This window comes from Streptomyces sp. NPDC034099 (assembly GCF_055575415.1).
Map to the genome: position 1 here is coordinate 116,190 of NZ_JBVISR010000005.1, position 23,792 is coordinate 139,981.

Below are 23,792 nucleotides of genomic sequence, written 5' to 3' on the forward strand. Positions count from 1 at the left end.
GTCACTCCCGGGGATAGACGAATGCGGTGGTGCCGCTGATCTCCAGGACGTCGACGGTCGCACCCCGGGGAATCACCAGCGTCTCGTCGTAGGAACGGGCCGTCCATTCCTCACCGCCGATGCGGACCCGGCCGTCCCTTCCGGTCACGTCGGAGACGACGTAGGCGGCCTGGCCGATCAGGGCGTCCACTCCGAACCGCTGGGTCTGGGGCTGGACGAGGTGGCGCAGCGCGACGGGGCGGAGGAAGAGAAGCGTGACCGCGGAGACGACCGTGAACACGAGGAATTGAAAAGGCGTGGAAAGGCCGGCCGCCGCGGATGCGGACGTGATCAGTGCGGCCACTCCCAGCATTCCGAGCGCGGCGGTCAGGGTGAAGATCTCCGCCACGATCAGGACCGCAGAAACGATCAGCCAGATCAGCCACGGATCCATCACGGCCCCCTTTCCGCGTTTCAATTATTTTACCGGCTTTCCGGAAAACGGGACCTGTCCGTCACCGGCCAGCACCGGGGACGGACGGGGGGCGGCGCGCGCCGCGGTCAGGCGGCCGCGCAGGCTCCGAGGTCGGCGGTCGGATCAAAGCTGCGGAGCCGGTCCGGTCAAGGGTCTGCGCAACATCAACTACCAAGAGACAGAGCCCACTTGGCGCGGCGACCCCGGCGCGCAACTCGTTGCGCTATTGGTCTAGACAAGCGTGCCCGCGATGGTGAAAGGTCGAATGGGTCGCGCGTCTCCCCTCTCCCTCGGGACGCCCTCGGACCCAGCCCCCGTGCTGCGCACCATCCCCACCGGCCGCCCGGTCCCCACCCGCGGCCGCTGCGCAAGAGAGGAGCACCACCGTTGGAAGCGCTGGAAAAACGCAGGGAGCACGTGATCGCGCTGTTCCGCATCGTCGTGGGCCTGCTGTTCGCCTGCCACGGAGCGGCCACCCTGTTCGACGTCCTGGGCGGACCGCACGGAGCAGCGCCCGGCTTCGCCGCATGGCCCGGCTGGTGGGCCGCCGTGGTGCAACTCGCCGGCGGCACACTGGTTGTGTGCGGCCTCGCCACCCGCACCGCGGCCATCCTGTGCTCCGGGTCCATGGCGTACGCCTACTTCGTGGAGCATCAGCCCGACGGGCTCTTCCCCATCCAGAACGGCGGGGAGTCGGCGGCCATGTTCTGCTGGTCCTTCCTCCTGGTCGCCGCCGTCGGTCCGGGCCGCTGGAGCCTGGCCTCCCGCCTCCGCCCACGGCGCGGTGACGACGGCGAACGGGCCACCCGGACGATGCCCACGGACACGCCGACGTCCGCCTGAAACCCGGCGGGCCCGACCGTGGCCGAGCGGTGGTCCCCCCGGGGCCACCGCACCGCCCGCTACTCCTGCCCGGCGAACATGCCGATCAGGCCGTACGGTGCGTCGTCGCCGTACATCAGCGCGTGCAGCCGGGAGGCGTCGGCGGCCTCGGCCGCGCCGCGCGGGAACAGGTCACGTTCGTACGCGGCGAGCGCGGCCTCCGCGTCACCGGGGTGCGCGGCCAGCGCCCTGCCGAGTTCGGCGCCGTCGTACATGGCCAGGTTGGCGCCTTCGCCGGACGGGGGCATGAGGTGGGCCGCGTCACCGAGCAGGGTCGCTCCCGGCACCCGTTCCCACCGGTGCGCGGCGGGAAGGGTGTGGAGCGGACGCAGGACCGGTGCGGCGTCGGCGTCGGTGATCAGCGCGGTCAGCTCCGGTGCCCATCCGGCGAACTCCCGCGCCACCCGAGCCGCGCCCGCCGCCCCGGCGAGATCGACGCCGTCGAACCACTCCCGCGGCTTGCGCAGGGCCACGTAGGCGTGCAGGGTCCCGCCGCTCTCCCGGTGGGCCTGGATCGCCTTCCCGGGTGCGAGGGCGAACATCGCACCGTCGCCGACCGCCTTCGCGGCGGCCGGGTGCCTGACGTCGGCGTCGGACAGATAGGTCTCGACGAACGACATGCCGACGTACTCGGGTGCGGCGTCGGACAGCAGCGGTCGCACCCGGGACCACGCGCCGTCCGCGCCGACCAGCAGGCTCGTGACGACGGAGGTGCCGTCGGCGAACGCCACCTCGTGGCGGCCGTCGCCGAGGGAGCGGGCGGCACGGACCTTGTGGCCCCAGCGGACGGTGCCGGCCGGGAGTGAGTCGAGCAGCATGCGCCGCAGTTCGCCGCGCATCACCTCGGGGCGGCCGCCCGTGCCGTCGTCGCCCTCCTCATACAGGACCGTCCCGTCCGGGGCGAGGGCCCGGCTCGCCTGACGGCCCTCCAGGACGAGACCGCGGAACTCCTCGAACAGCCCCGCGGTCCGCAGGGCGGGCTGGCCGTTGTGGTCGTGTATGTCGAGCATCCCGCCCTGGGCGCGGGCCGTCGGGGAGGTCTCGGCCTCGTAGACGGTGGCCGGGATTCCGTGGACGTGCAGAACGCGGGCGAGCGTGAGACCGCCGAGTCCGGCGCCGACGATCGTGACGTGCGTGGCCATGGTGCATACCTCCTGATCACGGTCCCCGGGGCCTGCGAGCCGACGGGTCCGACCCGGACTGGAACGGTGTTCCAGCACGTCCAGTGTGGAACGCCGTTCCACAGCTTGTCAAGCTGGAACGGCGTTCCAGGCGGTCTAGGATGTGGGGCATGGCAACCAGGTCGCGCCGTCCGGAACGGCGGCAGGAACCCCTCTCGCGGGAGCGCATCGTCGCGGCCGCCGTCGAACTCCTCGACACCGCGGGAGAGCGCGGCCTCACCTTCCGCGCGCTGGCCGAGCGCCTCTCGACCGGCCCCGGGGCGATCTACTGGCACATCACGGGAAAGGCCGAACTGCTCGCCGCCGCCACGGACGCGGTCGTCGCCGCCGCCGTCACCGTCGACCCCGCCGACCCCGCCGACTCGCCCGAGGACGCGGTCCGCGCCGTCGCGCTCGGTCTGTTCGACGCGACCGAAGCGCACCCGTGGCTGGCCACGCAGCTCGCGACGCAGCTCTCCCGCACCCCATGGGGGACGGTGGCGCCGCGGATCTTCGAGAGCCTCGGCCGCCAGGTCCGGGCGATGGGCGTCCCCGAGGCCGACTGGTTCACGGCGTCCTCGGCGCTGATGCACTACATCCTCGGCGCCGCCGGCCAGAACGCGGCGAACTCCGCGGGCGCCGCCCCGTCGGGGCGCGACGTGGACCGGGACGAGTTCCTGGACACCGTGTCGACGGCATGGGAAGGGCTCGACCCGGACGAGTACCCGTTCACCCGGGCCGTGGCGGACCAGGTACGCGGCCATGACGACCGCGAGCAGTTCCTCTCCGGGATCACCCTCGTCCTGGCCGGTATCACGGCACTTCACCGGCCCGGCCGGTAGCACCGGGCACGACCGCCGCCGCCGGGCGGCCTTCGGCGTGTGCGCCGTCTCACGCATCCCACGCCTGACCAAGTTGCGTGGGTCACTGCGGAAATGCCCTTTTCGCATCCATGCTCGATGAGAGAGGCGCCGCGCGAAGTCGCGCGTACCGCCGTCGACTTGGTCGCGTCGCAGTCAAGTGAGCCATGCCACAGCGCTCGTGACGCAGCCCCCTCCTCCCCCACCGTTCCCCTTCTCCACCTGCCCCCCCGCTCACCGCAGACCCCGTAGAAAGGTGCCGATCGTGGCCGCTTACCTGTGCGCTCCCGCCGTGATACACGGCGAGCACTCCGTGAAGACCAGCGAGATCGTGGCGGAAGTGCGCGACCGGCACCCGGACGCGGCGTGGGCGCCGCGGATCGACGGCATAGCGGCCAGTACGGGCATCGGGACCCGCGGCTGGATGCTTCCGTTGGAGGCCGCCGTCGCGCCCGGCAACGGCGGCGCCCTGGGGACCGCCGACCTCGGGGCCGCCCGGGCGGCGCTGGCCCGCGACGGGTTCACCGAGCAGGACGCGGACCGCGTGATCGCCGCCCTCGGGGCGGCACCCGCGCCGCAGACCGTCCAGGAACGCACCGCCCCGGCCTGGGAGGCCGTCCAGTCCTACGGGGAACGTGCGGCGCGCGGGGCCCTGCAGATCGCCGGGCTGGACGCCGCGGACGTCGACTGCCTGATCACCAGCAACTCCACCACCCCGGCGCTGCCCGGACTGGACGTGGCCCTGGCGAACCGGCTGCCGCTGCGCGGCGACGCCACGCTGCTGCCGGCCACCCAGTGGGCCTGCGTGGCCGGGACCCGTTCCCTGGCACTGGCGGCGGACCTGGTGGCGGCGGACCCCGACCGGGTGGTCCTGGTGGTGATCTCCGAGGCGCTGAGTACGACCTACCAGCCCGCGGACGACACCCTGGAGTCCCTGATCGTCCGGCTGCTGTTCGCGGACACCGCGGTCGCCGCGGTGGTCACCGGCCGCCCGAGGCGCGAGTCGGTGCTCCGGCTGGACGCCGCCTGGCACCACACCCTGCCGGGCACACAGGACCTGCACCGTCTGGAGACGCGGGCGGACGGCACCCACTTCGTGATGGACCGGCGCGGGCCGCGGGCGGTGCAGGACACGGTCACCGCGATGTGGGAGTGGCTCCGCGTCCGCTACGAGGACGACCCCGCCTCCTGGCACCCCGACGTCCTGCTCGCGCACCCCGGCGGGACCCGGGTGCTGGAGTACATGGAGCAGACGATGCCCGACGAGTGGCCGTCGGGGCTCCTGGAGTACAGCCGGGACAGCTACACCAGCGGCAACCGCGGGGGCGCCGCCGTGTTCGACATCCTGCGGCGGGCGCACGACGCCGGGCAGCAGGCCGGCAGCCGTGCCGTCCTCTACGCGGCCGCCCCCGGCCTCACGGCCACCGCCCTGGAAGGGGAGTGGCTCTAGGCCCCGCGGTCACCTTCCGTGGTCGTCGTGCGGTCCGCTGGTGTGGGCGAAGCGTCCGCCGGTGTTATTGAATGGGGTGTGCGGTCGGGATCCTCGGGGGCTCTTCCGCACGGGTTCGAGTACGGCCCCGGCAGTGTGCCGGGGTTGGCGAGCGAGCTGAGGGAGCCGCATGGACTCCACACCCTCCCCTTCGTCCTCGTCGCCGTTCGACCTGGTCAGCAGTGCTCTGGGACGGTACATCCCGCGTGGCGGAGCGGCGGCGGCCGGTCCTGCCGAGTCGCCGGGCGACCCCGCCGGGCAGCAACCGGAGCACGATCATCCGGCAGTGGGCCGGCCGGAGCAGATCCTCGGCGCGGTCAATCTGGACCGGGAGCTGAGAGTCACCCACCGCAATCTCGAAGCCCCCGTCTTCGCGGGACTGGACGCCGCGATCGGGAGCCCGTTCGTCGATCTCCTGCCCCAGGGTGACGTGCCGACGGTCACCCGGCGGTTGCGCCAGGTCCTCGAGACCGGCGAGGCACATGTGGCCCGGGTCCAGCGCCTGCGCCGCCGCGACGGGTCGGAGCTGGTGGTCTCGATGAGCATCCTGCCCGCGGCGGCGCCCCAGGAGGGCCTGACCGTCTCCGTGATCGCCATGGCCAGGAGGCTGCACCTGTACGCCGCCGAGACCGCGATCGGCACGTCGCTGGACATCGGCGAGACGGCGCAGTCGCTGGCGGAGTCCCTGCTGGCCTGGGGGGACGTGGCCGCCGTCGATCTCGACTTCGCCGTCTGGACGGGCGAGGGGGTCACCGAGCGGGCACAGGGCCGCATCCGGCTGCGGCGGGCGGCCCTGGTGCCGGACCGGGCGTGGCCCGAGGGCTATGTGACCCTCGGCCAGGATCTTCCCAGCGACGCGAGCCGCCTGCTGTCGCAGGCGATACGGCGCGCCGACGCCCCGCAGTCCATCGTCCTGCCCGACCGCGAGGCGATCGAGCGGGTGCTCGGCAGCCCGCGGCTGGTGCGTGCCCTGGTCCCCGGAGACCGGTCGGCGGGGGTGGCGTGCGTACCGCTGGTCCTGGAGGGCGATCCGCCCGTCGTCCTGGGCGTCGCGGAAGTCTGGCGGCGGGCGGACCGCCCCTTCGCCGACAGCGAGCTGTTCGACCTCCAGGAACTGGTGGCCAGGACCTCCCACCACGTGGACCTGGCCCGCCAGCACCAGCGCGAGCACACCCAGGTGCTGGCCCTGCAGCGCCGACTGCTGCCGCGCTCCGGCGGCAAGACCGTCCAGACCGCCAGCGTCTACCAGCCCACCACCCCCGACAGCGCGGGCGTCGGCGGTGACTGGGTGAACAGCTTTCCGCTGCCGGACGGCCGTACCGCGCTGGTCGTCGGCGATGTCGTCGGGCACGGCCTGGGTGCCGCGGCGACCATGGGCCAGCTGAGCATGGAGGCCCGCGCGCTGCTGTCCGCCGGTCTGGCGCCCGACGAGGTGCTGGAGCACCTGGACGAGACCGTGACGCTGCTGGACGACTCGGAGTCCGGACTGGCGGCCGGCTACAGCGCCCTGGGCTCGACCTGCTGCATCGCCGTCTACGACCCCGTCAGCCACCGTGTGGCGCTGTCCAGCGCGGGCCACCTGCCTCCGATCCTGGTGTCGCCGGACGGGCGAGCCGGCCCACTGCCGGTCCACCCGCACCCCGGCCTGGGCGCCGAGTTCGCGCTGCGGGAGCCGTTCGGCGTGCACACGTTCGTCGCACCCCCGGGCTCCCTGCTCGCCCTCTACACCGACGGCCTGGTCGAGGACCCGGCCGTGCCGATCGACGAGGGCATCGGCAGGCTGGCGGAGGCCGTGGCCGCGGTGCACCCCTGGGACACGCTGCAGCAGGCGGCGCGGCGGGTGGTCTCCGAGGTGATGCCGACGCGTCAGCGCGACGACGTGGCCCTGCTGCTCGCGCGCCTGATCGGCTACCGCAAGGGGGACACCGCCACCTGGCGGCTGCCCGCCCGCGACGACGCGGCCGCCCGGGCCCGCGCGCTGGTCTCCGCGCTGCTGCGGCAGTGGCGCATCAGGGACGGCACCCGGGACAGTGTGCTGCTCCTGGTCAGCGAGCTGGTCACCAACGCGGTCCGGTTCGCCGGCGGCCCCATCACGGTACGGCTGATCAGGGCCGGTCCCGGCCTGCTGTGCGAGGTCGGCGACACCGGCAACGGCCGACCCCGGCTGGGCCGGGGTCGGCTCCTCGACGACACGGGCCGCGGCCTGCACGTGGTGCACCGGCTCACCAGCCGGTGGGGGGTGCGGTGGACGGACACCGGCAAGGTGGTCTGGGCCGAGGTCGTGCGCTGACACGCCGGCGGGACCGTACGTCGTTCACGACGTTCCCGGGGTGAAGGGAACCGGGGTGAAGGGAACCGGGGTGAAGGGAACCGGGGCGCCGGGCGCCGGCGTCCGTGGAAGCACGAGACCCCCAGCGCCCCGAGGAATTCGAGATGACCGGCACGGCCACCCGCTACCTCTGTCTCGCGCGGCACGGCGAGGCCGCGCCGGACGGGAGCGGTCTGACGGACGCCGGCCGGCGACAGGCCACCCTGCTCGGCCGACGCCTCCGCGACCTTCCCCTGACCGCCGTCCACCACGGCCCCCTGCCACGGGCGGAAGAGACGGCGCGCCTGATCACGGACGAACTGGAGGGTGTCACCCCGCGCGTTGCGGAGAGCGCCGGTGACTACGTGCCCCACCTACCGGAACGCGACGAACTCCCGGCCGAGTCGGCGGACTTCTACCTCGACTTCCTCGCCGGTGCCACGGATGAGGAACGCAGGCGCGGACCCGAACTCGCCCGTCAGGCGCTGCGTCGCTTCACGGGGGCGGTGACAGACGGCGCTCAGGACCGGCACGAACTGGTCGTCACCCACAACTTCCTCATCGCCTGGCTCGTCCGCGACGCCCTGCACGCGCCGAAGTGGCGGTGGCTCGGCCTCAACCACGGCAACGCGGCGCTCACCGTCATCCGCTACGCGCCCGGCCGAGCGGCCTCCGTCCTCCTCTCCAACGACATGCGGCACCTCCCCGCCGAACTGCGCTGGACGGGCTTTCCCCCCGAACTGCACGTCTGACGACGAGGTCCTCAGCGCGTCATGCCGTGACCCTGGGCCACTGACTGTTCGGGCCTGGCGCCATGCTTCGGGGGTGGGACGGATGAGTTCCCAGCGGGCGTCGGACAGGTCGCTGGGATAGGGCCGTGCCCTCCGAAGCGACGGGGGTGTGCCATGCAAGGCGGCACATCACGGCCACCACGTCCGCAGCGACCGCCCGCCTGGAATCGCCAGCGTGACCTGCCGTGAGAGACGTGGCCCGTCGCGGGAACGCGGATCGCATGAGGCCCCGAAGAGCGTTGGACGCCTCGCGGAACGCTAGCTCGCATGGGCGGGCGAGGTGACGGGGTGGAAGACGTCCCACGCACCGTGCTCGTGCCGGTAGGCCGGTTCAGCGTGGACGGGTTTCGTCGGGGCGGTAGCTGGCCTTGATGTGGACGCGTTCACCTTGCGGACCGAGAATGCTGAGGAACTCCACGGGATGTTGGTCGGCGTTGCCGAACCAGTGGGGGAGGTGGGTGTCGAAGTCGGCGACCTCGCCCTCGGTGAGGATGAAGTCGTTGTCGCCGAGAACGATGCGTAGGCGGCCTCGCAGGACATAAAGCCAGTGGTAGCCCTCGTGGGAGCGAGGGTCGGGTTCGCGACCGGCGGTCAGGCCGGCGGGCAGGATGTGCTTGAACGCCTGCAGCCCGCCGGGGGTGCGCGAGAGCGGGACGACGGTCATGCCGTTCCGGGTGAAGGGCTGCGGATACAGCCGGGGATCCAGATTGGTGGGGGCTCCGATCAGCTCCTCGACAGGCATCTGGTAGGCCCGGGCCAGCGGCAGCAAGAGTTCCAGGCCCGGTTTGCGCCGCCCGGATTCGAGCCGGGACAGGATGCTGATCGAGATGCCGGTGGTCTCCGACAGGGCGGTCAGGGTGGCGCCGCGATGGCGGCGCAGCTCGCGCAGCCGGGGGCCGACGGCAGCTAGCACTGCCTTGAGGTCGTCGCTCATGCGTCCACCCTGCCTGCCCTTTTCACTTTCCGCAAAGAGCTTTGCTCGATCGTCAAAGCAGGGGCACTGTGACGATCGGAGGTGGTCACAATGACCGAAAATGCCCAGGTCAACAGCGAGCGGTACGACGTCGTGGTGGTCGGCGCAGGCCCGGCAGGCTTGAGCGCAGCGCTCATGCTCGGGCGCGCCCGCAGGTCGGTGCTGGTGATCGACGAAGGCCGGCCCCGCAACGCACCCGCGGCGCACATGTACGGCTTCCTGTCCCGTGACGGGATGGCGCCCGGTGACCTACTGCAGGCGGGGCGGCGCGAGGTAGAGGGTTACGGCGGCACCGTGCAGGCAGGGCAGGCGGTGAGCGTAGTGCGTGACGGCGACGGGTTCGCGATCGAGCTCGACATCGGCCGCACGGTGTGGGCGCGGCGGCTGCTGGCCACCGCAGGAGTCGTCGACGAACTGCCTGACGTGCCGGGGCTCGCTCCGCGGTGGGGGCGCGATGTGGTGCACTGCCCGTATTGCCACGGGTGGGAGATCCGGGACCAGCCGATCGGGGTTTTGGCCACCGGCCCGCTGGGGGCGAAGCAGGCCCTGCTGTTCCGGCAGTGGACCGACCGGCTGACTCTGCTGCTGCACACCGCCCCCCGTCCCACGGAAGAGGAGGCGGAGCAGCTGACTGCCCGCCGGATCACGGTGGTGGACGGCGAGGTCACCGGCCTGGAAGTCGCCGGGGACCAGCTGACCGGGGTCCGCCTGGCGTCCGGCGCGCAGATCCCGCTACGGGCCTTGGCCGTCGCGCCCCAGCCGTACCCGCGGGCAGCTTTCCTGACCGGGCTCGGGCTCGTCCCGACGGCACACCCCAGCGGGCTCGGCGCCTACATCGCCGCTGACATGACCGGCCTCACCGCGGTTCCCGGTGTGTGGGTCGCGGGCAACCTCGCCGACCCGAACGCCAACGTCCTCGCCTCGGCCGCATCCGGCTCCACGGCCGCCGGAGCGATCAACGGCGACCTCATCGCCGAGGACACCCGCCACGCGGTCCGGGCCCACCGCGCTCCCTTCTCACCCGCGTCCGAGGCCCGTGTCTGCGAACAGGTCGTGGGCGACCGGCGCCACGGCCTGTGACTCGCAGCCCGTACCCGACATCGATGACCACTTTTCAGGCAGGATCGTCATGAGCGAACCAACAGCCACCATGAGTGCTGAAAGCACGAGCCCCTCCGGATCCCGTCACTGGTGGATCCTCACCGTACTGAGCCTGACCCAGCTGCTGCTGGTGCTCGACTCCACCGTCATGAACGTCGCCCTCCCCTCCGTACAGGCGGACCTGGGCTTCAGCAGCGCGGACCGGCAGTGGGTCGTCACCGCCTACGCCCTCGTCTTCGGCGGCACGCTCCTGGCCGGAGGCCGGTTGAGCGACATGCTCGGCCGCAAGCGCATGCTGCTGACGGCCACGTCCGGCTTTGTCCTCGCATCCGTACTGGGCGGCCTCGCGAACGGCTTCGGCATGCTGGTCACCGCGCGGGGCCTGCAGGGCTTCTTCGGGGCCCTGCTGGCACCGGCGACCCTGTCGCTCATGGCCACCATCTTCACCGACCGGTCCACCCGCGGTAGGGCGTTCGGCGTCTTCGGCGCGGTCTCCAGCAGCGGCGCCGCAGTCGGCCTGCTACTGGGCGGGGCACTGACCCAGTACCTGGACTGGCGCTGGTGTCTGCTTGTCAACGTCGTTGCCGGCGCGGTGATCCTCGCGGCGGCAGCGGCCCTGCTGCCCGCACAGGTTCCGGTCTCGTCGCGCCCGCGCATGGACCTGCCCGGTGTGATCACGTCCGTGCTGGGTATCCTCGCCCTGGTCTACGGCTGCTCGACGGCGGAGCGCGGCGGGTGGACCAGCCCGGTGACGCTGGGCTCCCTCGCTGCGGGCGTACTGCTCCTGGGGCTGTTCGTCCTCATCCAGACCCGGGTCTCCCAGCCTCTGCTGCCGATGCGGGTCGTACGCGACCGCAACCGCGGGGCCGCGTACCTCATGGTCGCGGTCGCCGGTATCGGCATGTTCGGCGTCTTCCTCTTCCTCGCCTACCACTTGCAGGAGGTGCTCGGCTTCTCGGCGCTGATGACGGGCGTCGCGTTCCTGCCCATGGTCATCTCCATGGTGGTGATGGCCATCGTGACCGGAGGCGTCCTGTTGCCCCGCACCGGCCCGCGCCCCATCGTCATCGGCGGCTTTCTGCTCACCGCCGTGGGCACCGCCCTGTTCACCGGGCTGAGCGTGCACAGCGGATACGCCGCCGGCATTCTGCCGGGCCTGCTGATCACCGGCTCCGGCTTCGGCCTGATCTTCGGACCGGCGATGAACCTCGCCACCGACCGGGTCGATGCCGCCGACGCAGGCGCCGCCTCCGCGCTGGTCAACGCCGGCCAGCAGATCGGAGCGGCCATCGGCACCGCTCTGCTCAACACCATCGCGGTCAGCGCCACTACCAGTTACCTCACCACCCACCCCAAGGCCCCCGACGCCGCTGCGCAGGCGTCCGTGCACGGCAACAGCGTCGCCTTCTGGGTGACCATCGCGGTGTTCGTCCTCGGCGCTCTCACCTGTGGACTCCTCGTCCGGCCCGGTAGGCAGCTGGAGCCGCAGGGCGACGACATCGCAGCTCCGGCAGCGATCTGAGCCCGCCGGCACACCGACCACTCGAGAGACCGAGGAGGCTCGAACCCATGGACGCCCAGCATTGGGACGAGATGTACCGCAGTCGAGATCACGTGTTCAGCGGCGAACCCAACCCCGTACTCGTCAGTGAGATCGCCGCCCTGACACCGGGCCAGGCTCTCGAAGTCGGATGCGGCGAAGGGGCCGACGCACTCTGGCTGGCCCGGCGAGGCTGGCAGGTCACCGCCGTCGACATCTCTGCCACCGCCCTACGACGCGCCGCAGCCGCCGCCCCCGACCTCCAAGCCCGGGTGGCCTGGGCGCGGGCCGACCTCACCGTCACACCGCCCCCGGCGCATAGCTTCGACCTGGTGTCGCTGCAGTACTTCCCGCTCCGCCGTCAGTCCGGCCACACCACGCTGTACCGCCTGCTCGACGCGGTCGCCCCCGGCGGCACCCTGCTCTTCACCACCCACGCCCGCACCGGCCTCACCTCGTCCGGCGACTTCGATCCCGCCGACTATTACCAGCCCGACGACATCGCCCCACTCCTTGCCCCCACCTGGAACGTCCTGGTCAACGGGACCCGCCCGCGCCCCGGGCCCGCCCCGGCCGGCACACACCACACCCACGACACCGTCCTGCGAGCCGTGCGCCGGCCGTAGGCCGCCCCCGAACCTGCCTGACTCGGTGACACCCACATACTCCGTCCCTCGTCCGCCGATATACGTCGACGCCAGCTTCCAACGTCCCCCGGGGATCTTCATGTCTCACCCCAATGCCGACTGACCGTCCCAAGGCAGGCGGCTCATGGTCGACCGAGTCCGATCCAGCAGGCCGGTCCCCACGTCGCCGACGGAATGGGCATCTCCCGTACGCCCACAAGTGGGCCCGTCGATGGCGAGTTGAACGCGGTGAGCGTGCACACCGCGGCCCCGGAACGACGACTCGGCCGGGCTCCTGATGCCCCGCTTCTTCGCGGGACTCAGCGTCGGCACCGTGGCGGGCGCCTGCCTCGGCCCACTGATGACGGTTCTGCGTGTCCCGGTGAGCCTGCACATCGGCGCGGTCGCCCTGCTCATCGCCCTGGTGACACCGGCGACCGTCCGGCACTTCCTGCCCTTGCCCGCCCCCACGTCACCGGGCAGCGTGCGCGGGTTAGGGGCACCCGCCCGGCGCGACCCGCGCACCGTACTCCTCGGCCTCATCGCACGTGCCTTCGCGCTGGTGGAAGGAACGGGCAGCAACCTGATCAGCCCCGCCGTCACCGACCGCCACCACACCACGGCGACCGTCGGCACGCTCGCCTACGCCGCCTTCCTCACGGCCGTCACCCTGGGCCGCTGGCTCGGACCGCTGATCGTCGACTGCCTGGGCAGACCCGGCGCCCTGCGGGCGGCGGTCTGCACCACCTGTCTCGGTGCCACTCTGTTCGCGACCGGCCCCCGCCTGTGAAGAGAGTCGCCGGCGCACTGCTGTGGAGAGCGGGCGACGCCCTCGGCTTCCCCCTCAGCCTGAGCGCCGGCTCGGACGCTCCCGCCCACGCGGCCGCCCGGGTCGGGGTGGTCACCTCGATCGGCTACGGCGGCTTCGTCTGCGGCCCACCGCTGATCGGGGCCCTCGCCGACCGGTCTCGCCCCGGTCTGCTGATGGTCACGGCCGCCATGGCCGCGTCACGCACCCTCACCGGCGCCGTCCGTGTCGCCCCGCGTGCCCCGCGCGGGGAAGCGGCCGACACCCCAACCGCCACAACCACCTGAACACACCCACCGAGGAGAACATCGTGCCGACCGCCACCCCTGTCATCAGCGTCGGTGACGCCGACCTGGAGGACCTCCGCGTCCGACTGCGCGCGACCCGGTGGCCCGAGCCCTGGCCCGTCGACGGCTGGGAAGCGGGCACCGACGTTGCCGAACTCCGCCGCCTCGTCGCGTACTGGGCCTCGGAGTATGACTGGCGGACCCACGAGGCTGCCGTCAACGCCATGCCCTCCCACTTCGCCGACATCGACGGCGCGCCCGTGCACTACCTCCGCTACGAAGCCGAGCACCCCGACGCTCTGCCGATCGTGCTCACCCACGGCTGGCCGAGCACCGTCCTGGAACTCACCGTCCTCGCCGAACGACTGGCCACCCCGTCGCGCCACGGAGGCGACGCCCGGGACGCGTTCACCGTTATCGTCCCCTCACTACCCGGCTTCGCCTTCTCCCCTCAGCGGCCCACCCTCGACGGCACCGAGCAGACCCACGACCTCTGGCACCGGCTGATGCACGACCACCTCGGCTTCCAGCGCTACGCGGCCCACGGCGGCGACCTGGGCGCCGGCATCACCTCACGGCTCGCCGAGGCCCACCCCGAGTCCGTCGTGGGCATCCACCTGCTCGCCGCTGCGGCGCCTGCCTCCCACGACCCGGCCTCGCTGACGCCCGAGGAGGAGACATACCTCGCCTCCATCGCGGCCTGGCAGGCGGAGGAGGGCGGCTACCTGCACCAGCAGAACACCCGTCCCCTCACCCTCGCCCCCGCGCTCAGCGACTCACCCGCCGGACTGCTCTCCTGGATCCTGGAGAAGTACCGGGCGTGGAGCGACTGCGGAGGCGACCTGTCCACCCGCTTCAGTGACGACTTCCTCCTCACTCAGGCGTCCCTCTACTGGTTCACCGGCACGATCTCCACGTCCTTCCGGCCGTACTACGAGCACGCGCACGAACTGACCCGGCGTGTACGGCGAGTGGACGTCCCCACCGCCCTCGCCCTTTTCCCCGCGGATCTCGCCCGACCACCAAGAAGCTGGGTCGAGCGCACCTACCACCTCACGCGCTACACCCACATGCCCCGCGGCGGACACTTCGCCGCTCACGAGGAACCCGCCCTGCTCGCCGGCGACATCACTGAGTTCTTCCGTGATCTCCGCCCCACCGCCCCTGAGTCCTACGGCACGGGCGCATGAGCCCGTAGGGACGGGAATACGAACTGGCAGGTAAAATTCCACTATTGACGATGAGGCCGGACCGACCGGCAGGTCAATGTCGTCCTGAGCGGCTTCCTCGACGAATGGGCCGGCCACGCAGACGGGCGGGCGGAACTGCCCCGGCGTCGATGCCGTTGAAGCGCAGGAAAACGCACATGACGAGCCAAGCGGTGCGCTTGTTCCCGTCGTCAGCGCATGGTTCCGGGGCAACGGGATGCAGCAGTGCCGCCGCATTCCCGTGCAACGTGGAATACAACTCGGCCCCGAACACGTTGGCCCGGGGCCGTTCGGTCGCCCATCACAAGGCCCATGTCACGTACGCTGTGCTCGGTACCATTGACCGGGCGAGTGATAGCCAGACCCTCGTCGGTCTCGATGCAGAGCACGCCGGTCACTTCATGTAGTCCAAGATTTCCGCATCTCTGTCCATGAGCTCGGGCGAGGCCCTCCTCGGTGCCCTGCTCCTGCACGGTCCCAGCGTTCGCGAAAAGCGCGTCCAGGCCCCGGCCACGAGCGCGGACCGCGTCCTACGGTCATCGGCGGAGGCGTGCCGGCCGGTGTCCGCGGCTGTCATCCGGTCGGGCTGTCCGAGGGATGCGGCTCACCGAGCATCTGGCAGGCGGCCGCGTCGACGAGGGCCTTGTTCGCAGTCGCGGCGGCTTTGTCCTTGATGCCGAAGTTCGTGCTGGTCAGAACAGCGACGCTGCGCTTGCCCGCCGCGTCGGTGTAGATCTCGCTGGAGTAGCCGGGCAGGCCGCCGGTGTGCCCCCAGACGGTGCCGCAGGAGGTATCCACCCGCATCAGGCCAAGTCCATAGCCACCGCCCTCCTCAGGAGCATCGACTGTGGTGCGCATCTGCTTCATCTGTGCCTCGGGCAGCAGCTCGCCGGACATGAGCGCGGTCAGGAAACGCTGCCAGTCCTGTGCTGTGCTGACCATGCCGCCTGCTGCCCAGGACCAGCTCGGGTCGATGGCAGAGGTGTCGATGTTGTCCTCGGGGCGTTCGGGACCGGTGAATCCGACGCCTTCGGGCAGGTCCACGGTACCGGAGAGGATGGCCTTCAGGCGCTGGGCGTCCGGCTCGTAGCCGGTCACGTGCCGCTTCCCGGTGGCCCCAGCGGTGTCCCAGTCGGCGTTCATGGCCAGGAACGAGTCCTTCATGCCGAGCGGCCCGGTTATCTTCTTCTCGATCAGCTCGGCCAGGCCGGTGCCGGTGGCCTTCTCCAGAATGAGTCCGAGTGCCTCGTAGTTGGCGTTGCTGTAGGAGTTCGTCTCGCCGGGATCGGCTGGCGGGTTCTGCTCGGGCGTGATGGCGAGCAACTCCTCGGGTGTCCAGGTGCGCTCCTCCTGGCCGGTGAGGGAAGGCAGGAACTCCGGGGTCAGCAAGAAGTCGCCCAGGCCGCTGGTGTGGTTGAGCAGCATCCGGACGGTGATGTCCGCGCCGCCCTCGACGAGGCCGGGCAGCCACTTCTCGACCGTGTCGTCGAGGCTGATCGTCTTCTTGGCGACCTGTTGCAGGACGAGGGTCGCGGTGACCGTTTTGGTGTTGGAGCCGACCCGGAACCGGTCGTCGGCGGCGATGCGGTGGTCGTCCTTCGTCCAGGCGGCCTGCTTCGCGATCTCGACGGGCTTCCCGTCGCCGGAGTCGACCCGGACGATGACGCCCAGGGAGCCGGAGTCCGCCGCCTTCTGAGCGAGGCCGGCCAGCCGCGCGTCGGCCGACGGGCTCGCCGCGCTCCGTCCGGCCGCCGCCCCAGCCCCGTCCGGCCCCTCGTCCGAGCAGCTCACGAGCACCGCGCCCATGCAGGTCGCCAACGCCATGGTCAGCGCCCCCCGGCGGATCCGGTGACGGCGAAACAGCGTCTGTACGGACATGGCAAGTTCCTTTCGGCGCGTGGCAGTTGACGCGTGCGTCGAGGAACCTGGCATACAGCCGTCGAGCGGCCTTCCGGTGGGTCCCGCGCACAGCAACCATTCAGTCAGTGGCGCGCACCGGGTACATCGCTCGATGGCGGGCTTCCCACCGGCTTGGGGTCACTCCAAGGAATGACCTCGCGGGGTATGTAGCCCCGTCGGCCCGGGTGCTCAGGACAGGGTGTTTCTGGCCAGCACCGCCGCCTGTGCTCTGCTCTGGCAGCCGGTCTTCGTGAGCACGCGGCTGACGTGCGTCTTGACCGTGTGCAGGCTGACGACGAGCCGGTCGGCGATCTCGGCGTTGCTCAGCCCGTCCCGGATTAGGCGCAGTACGTCGACCTCTCGCTCGGTGAGGTCTCTCAGTCGGGCCAGGTCCTGGTCACTGGGCCGTCGTCGGCCGCTGAGATGGCCTTCGATGATCCGCTGGGTGACCGTGGGGCTCAGCGCGCTGTGCCCGGCCGCCGCAGCGCGGACGGCTCCGGTCAGCTCCTCGTATGAACTGTGCTTCAGCAGGAAGCCTGAGGCCCCGGCGGCCAGCGCGTCGTCGACGTATTCGTCCAGGTCGAACGTTGTCAGCATCAGTACCCGGCTGTGTCCCGGCCCGAGCAGTCCCCTGCGGCCCAGCTCGGCCAGTGCCCACAGGCCGTTGTGGCGCGGCATGCGGATGTCCATCAGCAGCACGTCCGGCCGCAGCCGCGCGCACGCCTCGACGGCTTGCTCACCGTCGTCCGCGGTGCCCGCCACGGTGATGTCCGCCTGGGTGTCCAGGATCGCGCTCAGCCCGGCGCGGATGATCGGCTCGTCGTCCACGACGAGCACGCTGATCTGCTCAGACACCCGCACGCTCCAACGGCATCGTGGCAACGACGCGAAAGCCACCGTCACTGGTCGAGCCCACGGTGAGATTGCCGTCCAGCGCGCCCACCCGTTCCTCCATGCTGACCAGGCCGAGCCCGATGCCCGCGTCGGCCGCGCCGCGCCGCGCCGCGCGGCCGTTCACGACCTCGCACCGCAGCTCTCCCGCGGAGCCATCGACACTCACCCGGACCGGTGCCCCGGGCGCGTGACGGCGAGCGTTGACCAGTGCTTTCTGCACGACGCGGTATCCCGTCACCTGCACGGGCCCCGGCACGGACTCCAACGCGCTGCCCGTCGTCAGCTCGACCGTTCCTCCCGCGGCACGGTGACTCTCCAGCAAGGTCTCCAGCTCACCGAGGCCCGGTACGGGCTGGAGCGGGACCGCGTCCGCGGGATCGCGCAGCATCCGCAGCAGGTCACGCAGCTCACCGCTGCTCTGCCGGCCCGCCGCCGCCAGCCCGTCGACCTGGGCACGGGCCCAGTCGGGCAGTTCGCCACCGCGGGCCCTCAAGGTCTCCGCGTGCACGACGAGCAGGGTCAAGGAGTGCGCGACCACATCGTGCATCTCACCAGCGATCCGTGTCCGCTCGCGTTGTGTGGCCTGCGCCGCCTCCAGGGCCTGTGCCCGGCGCGCGTCGGCCGCCCGCCGCTCCGCCGCGGCCAGCAGCGCCTGCCGGGTCCGCGCGGCGAACCCCATCGCCCACGCCAGCGGCATGGGAGCCAGCGCGGCGAAGACGTCCAGACCGCCCTGGAAGTCACCGGAGTCGGTCGTCAACCGGTTCAGCCACAGACCTGCCACGCTCAGCACGGTCACGCCCAGGACCGCCGACACGGTCCGCCTCCAGCTCGCGCAGCAGTTGCCCAGGTTGTAGAGCAGCACCGCCAGCGGCAGAAAGACGAGTGGCGACAGCTTGGCCCCTTCGCCCGCGCTCCCCACCAGCGCCGCCAGCAGGCCCCCGAACCCCACGACGAAGGTGGTGGCCGGCAGCCGCCGCCGCAACAGCAGGACCACCACGCCCACCGTCTCGTACACCATGAGCGACGCCCAGGCAGCCCCGGAGGTGTCCACGTACGGCTGCGACAGCAGCGGCGGCAGAAGCGTCAGCACGACCAACCCGGCATCGGCGCCCCAACCGGGCCACTTGCCGTCCATCACTCTCATCCCGCCGACATTACGACCTCACACTCCGGCCTTCATCACTCCAAAGAGCCACTCGCGCCCCGGCGCGGCGCCACCGGTGCTCCATGCCCGTGGCGCAGGGCCGCGTGGCGCGGCTGAGGGCCTGGCTGGTGCCGGCCGGCGATCACGCCCCTCTTGCTTGGGGGCGAGAGGGTGGACGGCGAAAACGCGGATAGTTCTCTTCCGTACTCGCTATCGGCGGCTCGACCCGCCTCACGAAGGATTGGAGGTAAGCGCCAGTCCGGCCGCGGTCAGCAGGTCTGCGACCTCGCCAGCGGCCGCCCGGACCGTCTCCTCGTCCACGGGGGCAGAGGGTTCGACTGCTGCCGCGACGCTACGTCCGAGCAGGTTCGCGCGATCTTCCGCGGACGCGGCCGCACCTTCGGAGACCGAGACACCTCCGATGATCAATCCGGCCGGGGCCGCGTCAATCGTGTAAGTCTGGTCCGCTGTCGGCATGGCGCGCGTGACCAGTACCTTGCAACGAGCTCCTGCGCCAATACCTCCCGAAGGGCACCGACCTCTCGCTCGCGCCGGTCCGCCAAAGGCATCGAAGCCGTCGCTCACGCGCTGAACGCCAGGCCCCGCAAGACACTCAGTTGGAGGGCCACGGCCGAGGCACTCGACGAGCAACTACTCTCGCTCCAACGAACTTGTGTTGCAACACCCCCTTGAATCTGAGCAGTACAGGTCTGTCGCGTCACCGCCCACTTGCTCGAGGCCAGCATCGACGCCTCGCTCGGCACCGTCGGTGACGCCCTGGACAACGCGCTCATGGAGTCCCCGCCCGGCCTTCACAGGACGGAGCTGCTCAAGCCCCGCACGGTCTGGCACGGCCTGGCCGACATCGAACTCGGCACCGCGGAATGGGTCGACTGGTTCAACAACCAGCGTCTTCACACAGCGACCGGAGACATCCCGCCTCACGAACACGAGAGCAACTACTAGGGTCTCACGGACGGCAGCGCTGGGCTTCGGCCTTGGGGCGAATCTGTCCCCTGCTGGTACCCCCAAAGTGGCCGGCACCTTTGCCGTCGGAAGTGGTTCACGTTCCTCGGCCGACCTGGAGGGCCATCACCATGCGCGAGTCCGGCGTGCCCGGGGGCCTGAGACGTTGCAAGCCACGCTGTCCCAGTGACCACCGCTGGACGAGGGCGACGGCAGGCACTCGGCGTTCCAAAAGTTGAAGTCCCCGGCTGCTACGGAGGGCCGCGGCCGGCTCTGCGCGGCCCGGTCGCTTCGGCTTCACACGGACTCCGCTGAGGTCGGGGGGGGTCAGACCTTGGCGACGTAGGAGGAGATGTCGCTAAGGAGCGCGGCCAGCCGGGCGGGTGCGGACAGGAAGGGGCAGTGGCCGGTGTCGAGCCGTTCGACGCGCGTGGCCCGTAGGGACATCTTCGCCTGCAGCGCGGGCGGGAGGGCCTGGTCGCGTTCGCAGAGCACGTAGGTGGAGGGCACGGCCCGCCACGCGGCGCGAGTGACGTGCTCTCCGAAGGACCGCCGGCTCTGCTCGACGAGTTGACTCATGGCGTGCTCGGCGCGGTGGCCGGGCATATCCCCGTACAGAGCTGAGCGGGGATCTTCGAAGACGACGGGAGCGATGCCGCTTAGCTCTTCGTCCTTGCCGATGGCGTGGCCGTGGACGCCGCCGACCGATTCGCCCTCGGCCGGCATGTAGGCCGCGAGGTAGACGAGGTGGGCGAGGCCCGGGAGGGTGACGGCCTGTGTGGCCGGGAAACCGCCATAGGAGTGCGCGACGACGATCACGGGACCTTCCATCTGCTCAAGGTGCGTGGCTATTTCCTCGGCGTCGTCGTACATACCGGCATTTGGCGCGCGTCCCGCGCTGGGCAGATCGACCGTGCGGGAGTGATGACCGTCGGCGGCGAGGGCGTCCTGGAGATCGGTCCAGCACTCCGAGCGGTGCCAGGCGCCATGGACGAGGAGGAAGGAAGGGCGTACTGCGGTCGTGGGCATGGCGGTGCTCCTTGGTGGTGGGTGGTGGGTCAGTGGTGGTTCGTCACCAGGGCTGTGGGTCGGCGGCCCGTGCCCGCGCCGGGGCAACCCTGGTGGCCGCGGGGCTGGCCGGGCTGCCCTCGGGGGCCGGTGCGGCCGTCCGGCTCGGCGGTCGTACCAAGGCCAGGACGATCAGTCCGCCGAGGGCCGCCGCAAGGGCCGAGAGCAGGAACACACTGTCGAGGCCGTCGGCGAATGCCTGGTGCACCAGGTGTTGTGCCTCCGCGCCGCGGGCGGCGGGCACCGCCTGTACCAGCTGCTGTGCCTGGCCCGCGGCGAGGGTGGCGGCAGCCTGGTCGGGGTCCGGAACCGCACCGGACGCGGCGAGTGCCTCGGCCGTCCGGCTGGTGAAGACCGCGCCGAGAACGGCGATGGCCAGGGTCATGCCCAGCTGGCGGAAGGTGTTGACGGCCCCGCCGGCCATCCCCGCCCGTTGCGGAGGTACGGCGGAGGTAGCGGCCGAGAGCAACACCGGGGTGGCCAGACCCACGCCGATCCCGGTGACCACGAAGCCCCCGGTCAGGGCGGCTGCCCCAGCGTCGGCCGTCATCTCCGCGCGTAGGAGGAGCATGCCGGCCGCGATGGAAAGAAGGCCCAAGCCGATTGGCAGACGCGGGACGAGCCGCTGGATGTGGCGGCCGGCCCCGGCGGCCACCAGGAACGACGCTCCGGCCAATGGGGTCAGGGCGAGGCCCGCTGCGACCGGGCTGAGGCCGAGTATGGACTGCAGCCACACGGAGACCAGCACCAGAGCGCCGAAGGCGCCGCCCTGGAGCAGCGGCGCGGCGCTCATCAGCCCCGCGAACGACGGGCGTCGCAGCAGTGCCAGATCGAGCATCGGGGTACCGCCGTGCCGTGCGGTGCGGTGCTCGATCACCACGAACGCGGCCAGGGCCACGGTGGTGAGGGCGAAGGACGCCAGGATCTCGGCCGAGGTCCAGCCCGCCTCGGGGCCACGGATGAGCCCGTAGGTGAGGGTGGTGGCCGCGACGGTGAAGGCCGTCGCGCCGGGGAGGTCAATGCGGGCCGGTGCGTCGGTGCCGGAAGGCCTGCCGGGCTGGTCGGCGCGTACCATCCGCAGCGACATGGCGATGGCGACGGCCGCGATGGGCAGGTTGACCCAGAAGATTGCCTGCCAGGTGAAATGCTCGGTGAGCAGGCCACCGAGCAGCGGACCCGCGGCGGCGGCGGCGCCGTTGGCGGCGCCCCATACGCCGAAGGCGGTCCCCCGGTCCCTGCCCTGGTAGGAGGAGATCAGCAGGGCAGGGGCCGTGGCGAACATGGCGGCGCCACCGGCGCCCTGCACCACGCGGGCGGCGATCAGTACGTTGGCATCGGGAGCGAGGCCGCACAGGAGGGAGGCCAGGCCGAAAATTCCCAGGCCGTAAACGTAGAACCGCCGGTGCCCGAACCGGTCGGCCAGGGAACCGGAGGCCAGGAGCAGAGCGGCGAGGGCCAGGGCGTATCCGTCGATCACCCATTGCAATGAGGTGAAGGAGGCGCCGAGATCGTCGGCCATGCTGGGCAGGGCGACGTTCACGATGGTCACGTCCACCAGCAAGACGAAGGCGCCGAGGCAGACAGCCAGCAAGGGCCACCATTTGCGCATGTCGTTCTCCGTTCGGATCGTACGTGCTGTCCGGGACGACCGGTGAGCGCGTCGCCCTGGTGCCGTCCCTTCCATGGAGTGTGGAACCCTTTCGGACGATCCAATGAGTCAGAGGTGCCCGACTGTGCAGATCCGACACAATGGAGGTCATGAAGACGTATCTCGACACACCTGATGATGCCGGTCGTGCGCTGTCGGACGAGGAGACGGCACTCGCGCACGCCCTTCAGATCAACGGACGGGCCTCGTTCAAGGAGATCGCAGAGGTCCTGGGGGTGTCCGACCAGACCGCCGCGCGCCGCTGGTCACGGCTTCGCTCCGCAGGGAAGCTCCGGGTCCTGGGCCTGACCGATCCGCTGCGGCTCGGCGACTCCTCCTGGATCGTGCGTATCCGGTGCACGCCCGACGCGGCCGCCTCCATCGGGGAGGCGCTGGCACGGCGCACGGACACCAACTGGGTCAGCCTCAGCTCCGGCGGCACCGAACTAGTCTGTGTGGTACGGACCCGGGGTCCCGGACTGCGGGAGCCGCTGCTTCTGCAGAAGCTGCCGCGCACACCGCAGGTGATGGACGTCTCGGCGCACAGCCTGCTACACGTCTTCTTCGGCAGGGACCTCAGCACGATCAACAAGAGTGGGCCGCTGACGCCCGCTCAGGCCGCGGCGCTCACGCCGCCGGCCGTACCGGAGCGGGCCATGGACGCGGCGCCCGTGAAGCTGGACGACTGCGACCGGCATCTGCTCGATCTGCTGGCCCGCGACGGCAGGGCGGCGCCGGGGGAACTGGCTGCCGCGACGGGGCTTTCGCAGTCGACGGTGCGCCGACGGGTCACCGAGCTCAGAGCGGCCGGTGTCCTCTACTTCGACGTCGAGTACCACCTGGACGTTCTCCAGCAGAACTTCCGGGCGGCGCTGTGGCTGGAGATCGACCCGGCCCGTCTCGCCGAGGCGGGCAGAGCGCTGGCCGCCCATCCTGAGGTCTCTTTCGCCGCCGCCGTGACGGGCACGGCCAACCTGTACGCCAGCGTGGCTGTCACGAGCGCGCAGGAGTTCTACCGCTACCTCACCGGGTCGGTGGCCGCCCTGCCGGGTCTGCGTCATACGGCGACCGCGCCCGTCCACCGCACTCTGAAGGGCCCCGGCCCCTACCTCCCGGCCGCAGCATGACTTTTCGCACCCGCGCTCGGGGTGTTCACGAGTGGGTATGAGCTGCGACGCCGCCCGCTGAGTTCCAAGATCTATTCCCACCAACAGGAAGATCGTTCCCTCGTGAAGGCGGATCGATCGCCCCTGGCTGCAGTGACGAGTTGTGGAAGTACCCGTGCGCCTCGCGGCTTGCCTGTGGAGTGCCGATTTTGACGCGAATCATCGACGCTCGCGCCTCGCAGGACCCTTCACCATCGCGCAGGCGAGGAGAGGGGCGGGGTGGGGTGCGGTCACCGGGTGCCTCCGCCCACCAGACTCTGATCAACTGCGCATTCTCCTCGCCCGTGCTGGGGCGATGCTTCCCTCTCGATCAGGGATCGCAGGCGCTGCTCGAACTCGACCAGCGCCGGGCCCACGGGAAATCGCTGCTGGACGTGCGGTGAGCCGACCCCGTCTGATCGCCGCCACCGTCCGCGCCGGGCAGCGCGTGCTGCTGACACCCTGCAGCTGCCCAGGGCGGCCCTTCTCTCGGCATCGGCGGATCGGGATGCCCCGTGGCGCCGGTGAACTCGCAGAGACG

At 71.1% G+C, this 23,792-nt stretch carries 21 protein-coding genes and 1 pseudogene; 14 read left to right on the top strand and 8 right to left on the bottom strand.

What is annotated here, in order from left to right; all coding sequences use genetic code 11:
* Window position 1: 1 nt before the first annotated feature.
* On the bottom strand, window positions 2-433 hold the full coding sequence (locus ACZ56V_RS16275; RefSeq protein WP_398910291.1) for an NfeD family protein: 432 nt from the start codon (window positions 431-433) through the stop codon (window positions 2-4).
* A 408-nt stretch (window positions 434-841) separates the two neighbouring features.
* Here ACZ56V_RS16275 and ACZ56V_RS16280 point away from each other — a divergent pair, with 408 nt between their 5' ends.
* A complete protein-coding gene (locus ACZ56V_RS16280; RefSeq protein WP_468942839.1) occupies window positions 842-1,297 on the top strand; it encodes a DoxX family protein in 456 nt (151 codons plus the stop codon).
* Between the two features lie 59 nt (window positions 1,298-1,356).
* Here the strand turns inward: ACZ56V_RS16280 and ACZ56V_RS16285 are convergent, their stop codons facing one another.
* Complete coding sequence (locus ACZ56V_RS16285; protein WP_468942842.1) at window positions 1,357-2,478, bottom strand: FAD-dependent oxidoreductase; 1,122 nt, start codon at window positions 2,476-2,478, stop codon at window positions 1,357-1,359.
* A 149-nt stretch (window positions 2,479-2,627) separates the two neighbouring features.
* On the opposite strand from ACZ56V_RS16285, the gene ACZ56V_RS16290 reads away from it, so the two are divergent.
* The 4 genes from ACZ56V_RS16290 to ACZ56V_RS16305 all read left to right on the top strand — a co-directional run bounded on the left by ACZ56V_RS16290 (window position 2,628) and on the right by ACZ56V_RS16305 (window position 7,905).
* On the top strand, window positions 2,628-3,338 hold the full coding sequence (locus ACZ56V_RS16290; protein WP_468942844.1) for a TetR/AcrR family transcriptional regulator: 711 nt from the start codon (window positions 2,628-2,630) through the stop codon (window positions 3,336-3,338).
* A gap of 283 nt (window positions 3,339-3,621) precedes the next feature.
* Complete coding sequence (locus ACZ56V_RS16295; protein ID WP_398910298.1) at window positions 3,622-4,806, top strand: type III polyketide synthase; 1,185 nt, start codon at window positions 3,622-3,624, stop codon at window positions 4,804-4,806.
* A 169-nt stretch (window positions 4,807-4,975) separates the two neighbouring features.
* The gene (locus ACZ56V_RS16300; protein ID WP_468942847.1) at window positions 4,976-7,135 is read left to right on the top strand and encodes an ATP-binding SpoIIE family protein phosphatase; all 2,160 of its coding nucleotides are present in this window, start codon (window positions 4,976-4,978) and stop codon (window positions 7,133-7,135) included.
* 143 nt (window positions 7,136-7,278) lie between these two features.
* Complete coding sequence (locus ACZ56V_RS16305) at window positions 7,279-7,905, top strand: histidine phosphatase family protein (RefSeq protein WP_398910302.1); 627 nt, start codon at window positions 7,279-7,281, stop codon at window positions 7,903-7,905.
* Window positions 7,906-8,275: 370 nt separating this feature from the next.
* On the opposite strand, the gene ACZ56V_RS16310 is transcribed toward ACZ56V_RS16305, so the two are convergent.
* Entirely contained in the window at window positions 8,276-8,878 is a 603-nt protein-coding gene (locus ACZ56V_RS16310) for a helix-turn-helix domain-containing protein (protein ID WP_468942851.1), read from the bottom strand.
* A gap of 90 nt (window positions 8,879-8,968) precedes the next feature.
* On the opposite strand from ACZ56V_RS16310, the gene ACZ56V_RS16315 reads away from it, so the two are divergent.
* The 6 genes from ACZ56V_RS16315 to ACZ56V_RS16340 all read left to right on the top strand — a co-directional run bounded on the left by ACZ56V_RS16315 (window position 8,969) and on the right by ACZ56V_RS16340 (window position 14,469).
* A complete protein-coding gene (locus tag ACZ56V_RS16315) occupies window positions 8,969-9,997 on the top strand; it encodes an NAD(P)/FAD-dependent oxidoreductase (RefSeq protein WP_468942854.1) in 1,029 nt (342 codons plus the stop codon).
* Window positions 9,998-10,067: 70 nt separating this feature from the next.
* The gene (locus tag ACZ56V_RS16320) at window positions 10,068-11,540 is read left to right on the top strand and encodes an MFS transporter (protein ID WP_468942857.1); all 1,473 of its coding nucleotides are present in this window, start codon (window positions 10,068-10,070) and stop codon (window positions 11,538-11,540) included.
* A gap of 47 nt (window positions 11,541-11,587) precedes the next feature.
* On the top strand, window positions 11,588-12,184 hold the full coding sequence (locus ACZ56V_RS16325; RefSeq protein WP_467383992.1) for a class I SAM-dependent methyltransferase: 597 nt from the start codon (window positions 11,588-11,590) through the stop codon (window positions 12,182-12,184).
* 298 nt (window positions 12,185-12,482) lie between these two features.
* The gene (locus ACZ56V_RS16330; RefSeq protein WP_468942859.1) at window positions 12,483-12,974 is read left to right on the top strand and encodes an MFS transporter; all 492 of its coding nucleotides are present in this window, start codon (window positions 12,483-12,485) and stop codon (window positions 12,972-12,974) included.
* Window positions 12,971-13,279 carry a hypothetical protein gene (locus ACZ56V_RS16335; RefSeq protein WP_468942862.1) on the top strand — a complete coding sequence of 103 codons (309 nt, stop codon included), beginning with the start codon at window positions 12,971-12,973 and terminating at the stop codon, window positions 13,277-13,279. The genes ACZ56V_RS16330 and ACZ56V_RS16335 overlap by 4 nt, the downstream gene beginning before the upstream one ends.
* Window positions 13,280-13,302: 23 nt before the next feature.
* Complete coding sequence (locus tag ACZ56V_RS16340; protein WP_468942864.1) at window positions 13,303-14,469, top strand: epoxide hydrolase family protein; 1,167 nt, start codon at window positions 13,303-13,305, stop codon at window positions 14,467-14,469.
* A gap of 591 nt (window positions 14,470-15,060) precedes the next feature.
* Here ACZ56V_RS16340 and ACZ56V_RS16345 read toward each other — a convergent pair.
* From ACZ56V_RS16345 to ACZ56V_RS16355, 3 genes are all read right to left on the bottom strand, one after another.
* On the bottom strand, window positions 15,061-16,311 hold the full coding sequence (locus ACZ56V_RS16345) for a serine hydrolase domain-containing protein (protein ID WP_468943482.1): 1,251 nt from the start codon (window positions 16,309-16,311) through the stop codon (window positions 15,061-15,063).
* Window positions 16,312-16,575: 264 nt separating this feature from the next.
* Window positions 16,576-17,247, bottom strand: a complete 672-nt coding sequence (locus ACZ56V_RS16350) for a response regulator (RefSeq protein ID WP_468942867.1) — start codon at window positions 17,245-17,247, stop codon at window positions 16,576-16,578.
* Complete coding sequence (locus ACZ56V_RS16355; RefSeq protein WP_468943485.1) at window positions 17,234-18,415, bottom strand: sensor histidine kinase; 1,182 nt, start codon at window positions 18,413-18,415, stop codon at window positions 17,234-17,236. The genes ACZ56V_RS16350 and ACZ56V_RS16355 overlap by 14 nt, the downstream gene beginning before the upstream one ends.
* A gap of 509 nt (window positions 18,416-18,924) precedes the next feature.
* Between ACZ56V_RS16355 and ACZ56V_RS16360 the strand changes: the two are divergent.
* Both ACZ56V_RS16360 and ACZ56V_RS16365 read left to right on the top strand, forming a co-directional pair.
* Window positions 18,925-19,117, top strand: a pseudogene (locus ACZ56V_RS16360) (IS30 family transposase); the annotation flags it as partial.
* Between the two features lie 36 nt (window positions 19,118-19,153).
* Window positions 19,154-19,390, top strand: a complete 237-nt coding sequence (locus ACZ56V_RS16365) for an integrase core domain-containing protein (protein WP_467383984.1) — start codon at window positions 19,154-19,156, stop codon at window positions 19,388-19,390.
* A 327-nt stretch (window positions 19,391-19,717) separates the two neighbouring features.
* Here the strand turns inward: ACZ56V_RS16365 and ACZ56V_RS16370 are convergent, their stop codons facing one another.
* Complete coding sequence (locus ACZ56V_RS16370) at window positions 19,718-20,419, bottom strand: alpha/beta hydrolase (protein ID WP_467383983.1); 702 nt, start codon at window positions 20,417-20,419, stop codon at window positions 19,718-19,720.
* Between the two features lie 43 nt (window positions 20,420-20,462).
* Window positions 20,463-22,067, bottom strand: a complete 1,605-nt coding sequence (locus tag ACZ56V_RS16375) for an MFS transporter (RefSeq protein WP_468942870.1) — start codon at window positions 22,065-22,067, stop codon at window positions 20,463-20,465.
* Window positions 22,068-22,216: 149 nt separating this feature from the next.
* Between ACZ56V_RS16375 and ACZ56V_RS16380 the strand changes: the two genes are divergently transcribed.
* Window positions 22,217-23,233: an Lrp/AsnC family transcriptional regulator gene (locus ACZ56V_RS16380; protein WP_467383980.1), complete on the top strand. Its 1,017-nt coding sequence runs from the start codon at window positions 22,217-22,219 to the stop codon at window positions 23,231-23,233.
* Window positions 23,234-23,792 lie beyond the last annotated feature (559 nt).

Excerpts from the sequence above, each read along its gene's own strand:
- ACZ56V_RS16275 (WP_398910291.1), bottom strand. The coding sequence starts at position 433 with ATGGATCCGTGGCTGATCTGGCTGATCGTTTCTGCGGTCCTGATCGTG.
- ACZ56V_RS16285 (WP_468942842.1), bottom strand. The coding sequence starts at position 2,478 with ATGGCCACGCACGTCACGATCGTCGGCGCCGGACTCGGCGGTCTCACG.
- ACZ56V_RS16290 (WP_468942844.1), top strand. The coding sequence starts at position 2,628 with ATGGCAACCAGGTCGCGCCGTCCGGAACGGCGGCAGGAACCCCTCTCG.
- ACZ56V_RS16300 (WP_468942847.1), top strand. The coding sequence starts at position 4,976 with ATGGACTCCACACCCTCCCCTTCGTCCTCGTCGCCGTTCGACCTGGTC.
- ACZ56V_RS16305 (WP_398910302.1), top strand. The coding sequence starts at position 7,279 with ATGACCGGCACGGCCACCCGCTACCTCTGTCTCGCGCGGCACGGCGAG.
- ACZ56V_RS16310 (WP_468942851.1), bottom strand. The coding sequence starts at position 8,878 with ATGAGCGACGACCTCAAGGCAGTGCTAGCTGCCGTCGGCCCCCGGCTG.
- ACZ56V_RS16315 (WP_468942854.1), top strand. The coding sequence starts at position 8,969 with ATGACCGAAAATGCCCAGGTCAACAGCGAGCGGTACGACGTCGTGGTG.
- ACZ56V_RS16320 (WP_468942857.1), top strand. The coding sequence starts at position 10,068 with ATGAGTGCTGAAAGCACGAGCCCCTCCGGATCCCGTCACTGGTGGATC.
- ACZ56V_RS16325 (WP_467383992.1), top strand. The coding sequence starts at position 11,588 with ATGGACGCCCAGCATTGGGACGAGATGTACCGCAGTCGAGATCACGTG.
- ACZ56V_RS16330 (WP_468942859.1), top strand. The coding sequence starts at position 12,483 with ATGCCCCGCTTCTTCGCGGGACTCAGCGTCGGCACCGTGGCGGGCGCC.
- ACZ56V_RS16345 (WP_468943482.1), bottom strand. The coding sequence starts at position 16,311 with ATGGCGTTGGCGACCTGCATGGGCGCGGTGCTCGTGAGCTGCTCGGAC.
- ACZ56V_RS16355 (WP_468943485.1), bottom strand. The coding sequence starts at position 18,415 with ATGGACGGCAAGTGGCCCGGTTGGGGCGCCGATGCCGGGTTGGTCGTG.
- ACZ56V_RS16370 (WP_467383983.1), bottom strand. The coding sequence starts at position 20,419 with ATGCCCACGACCGCAGTACGCCCTTCCTTCCTCCTCGTCCATGGCGCC.
- ACZ56V_RS16375 (WP_468942870.1), bottom strand. The coding sequence starts at position 22,067 with ATGCGCAAATGGTGGCCCTTGCTGGCTGTCTGCCTCGGCGCCTTCGTC.
- ACZ56V_RS16380 (WP_467383980.1), top strand. The coding sequence starts at position 22,217 with ATGAAGACGTATCTCGACACACCTGATGATGCCGGTCGTGCGCTGTCG.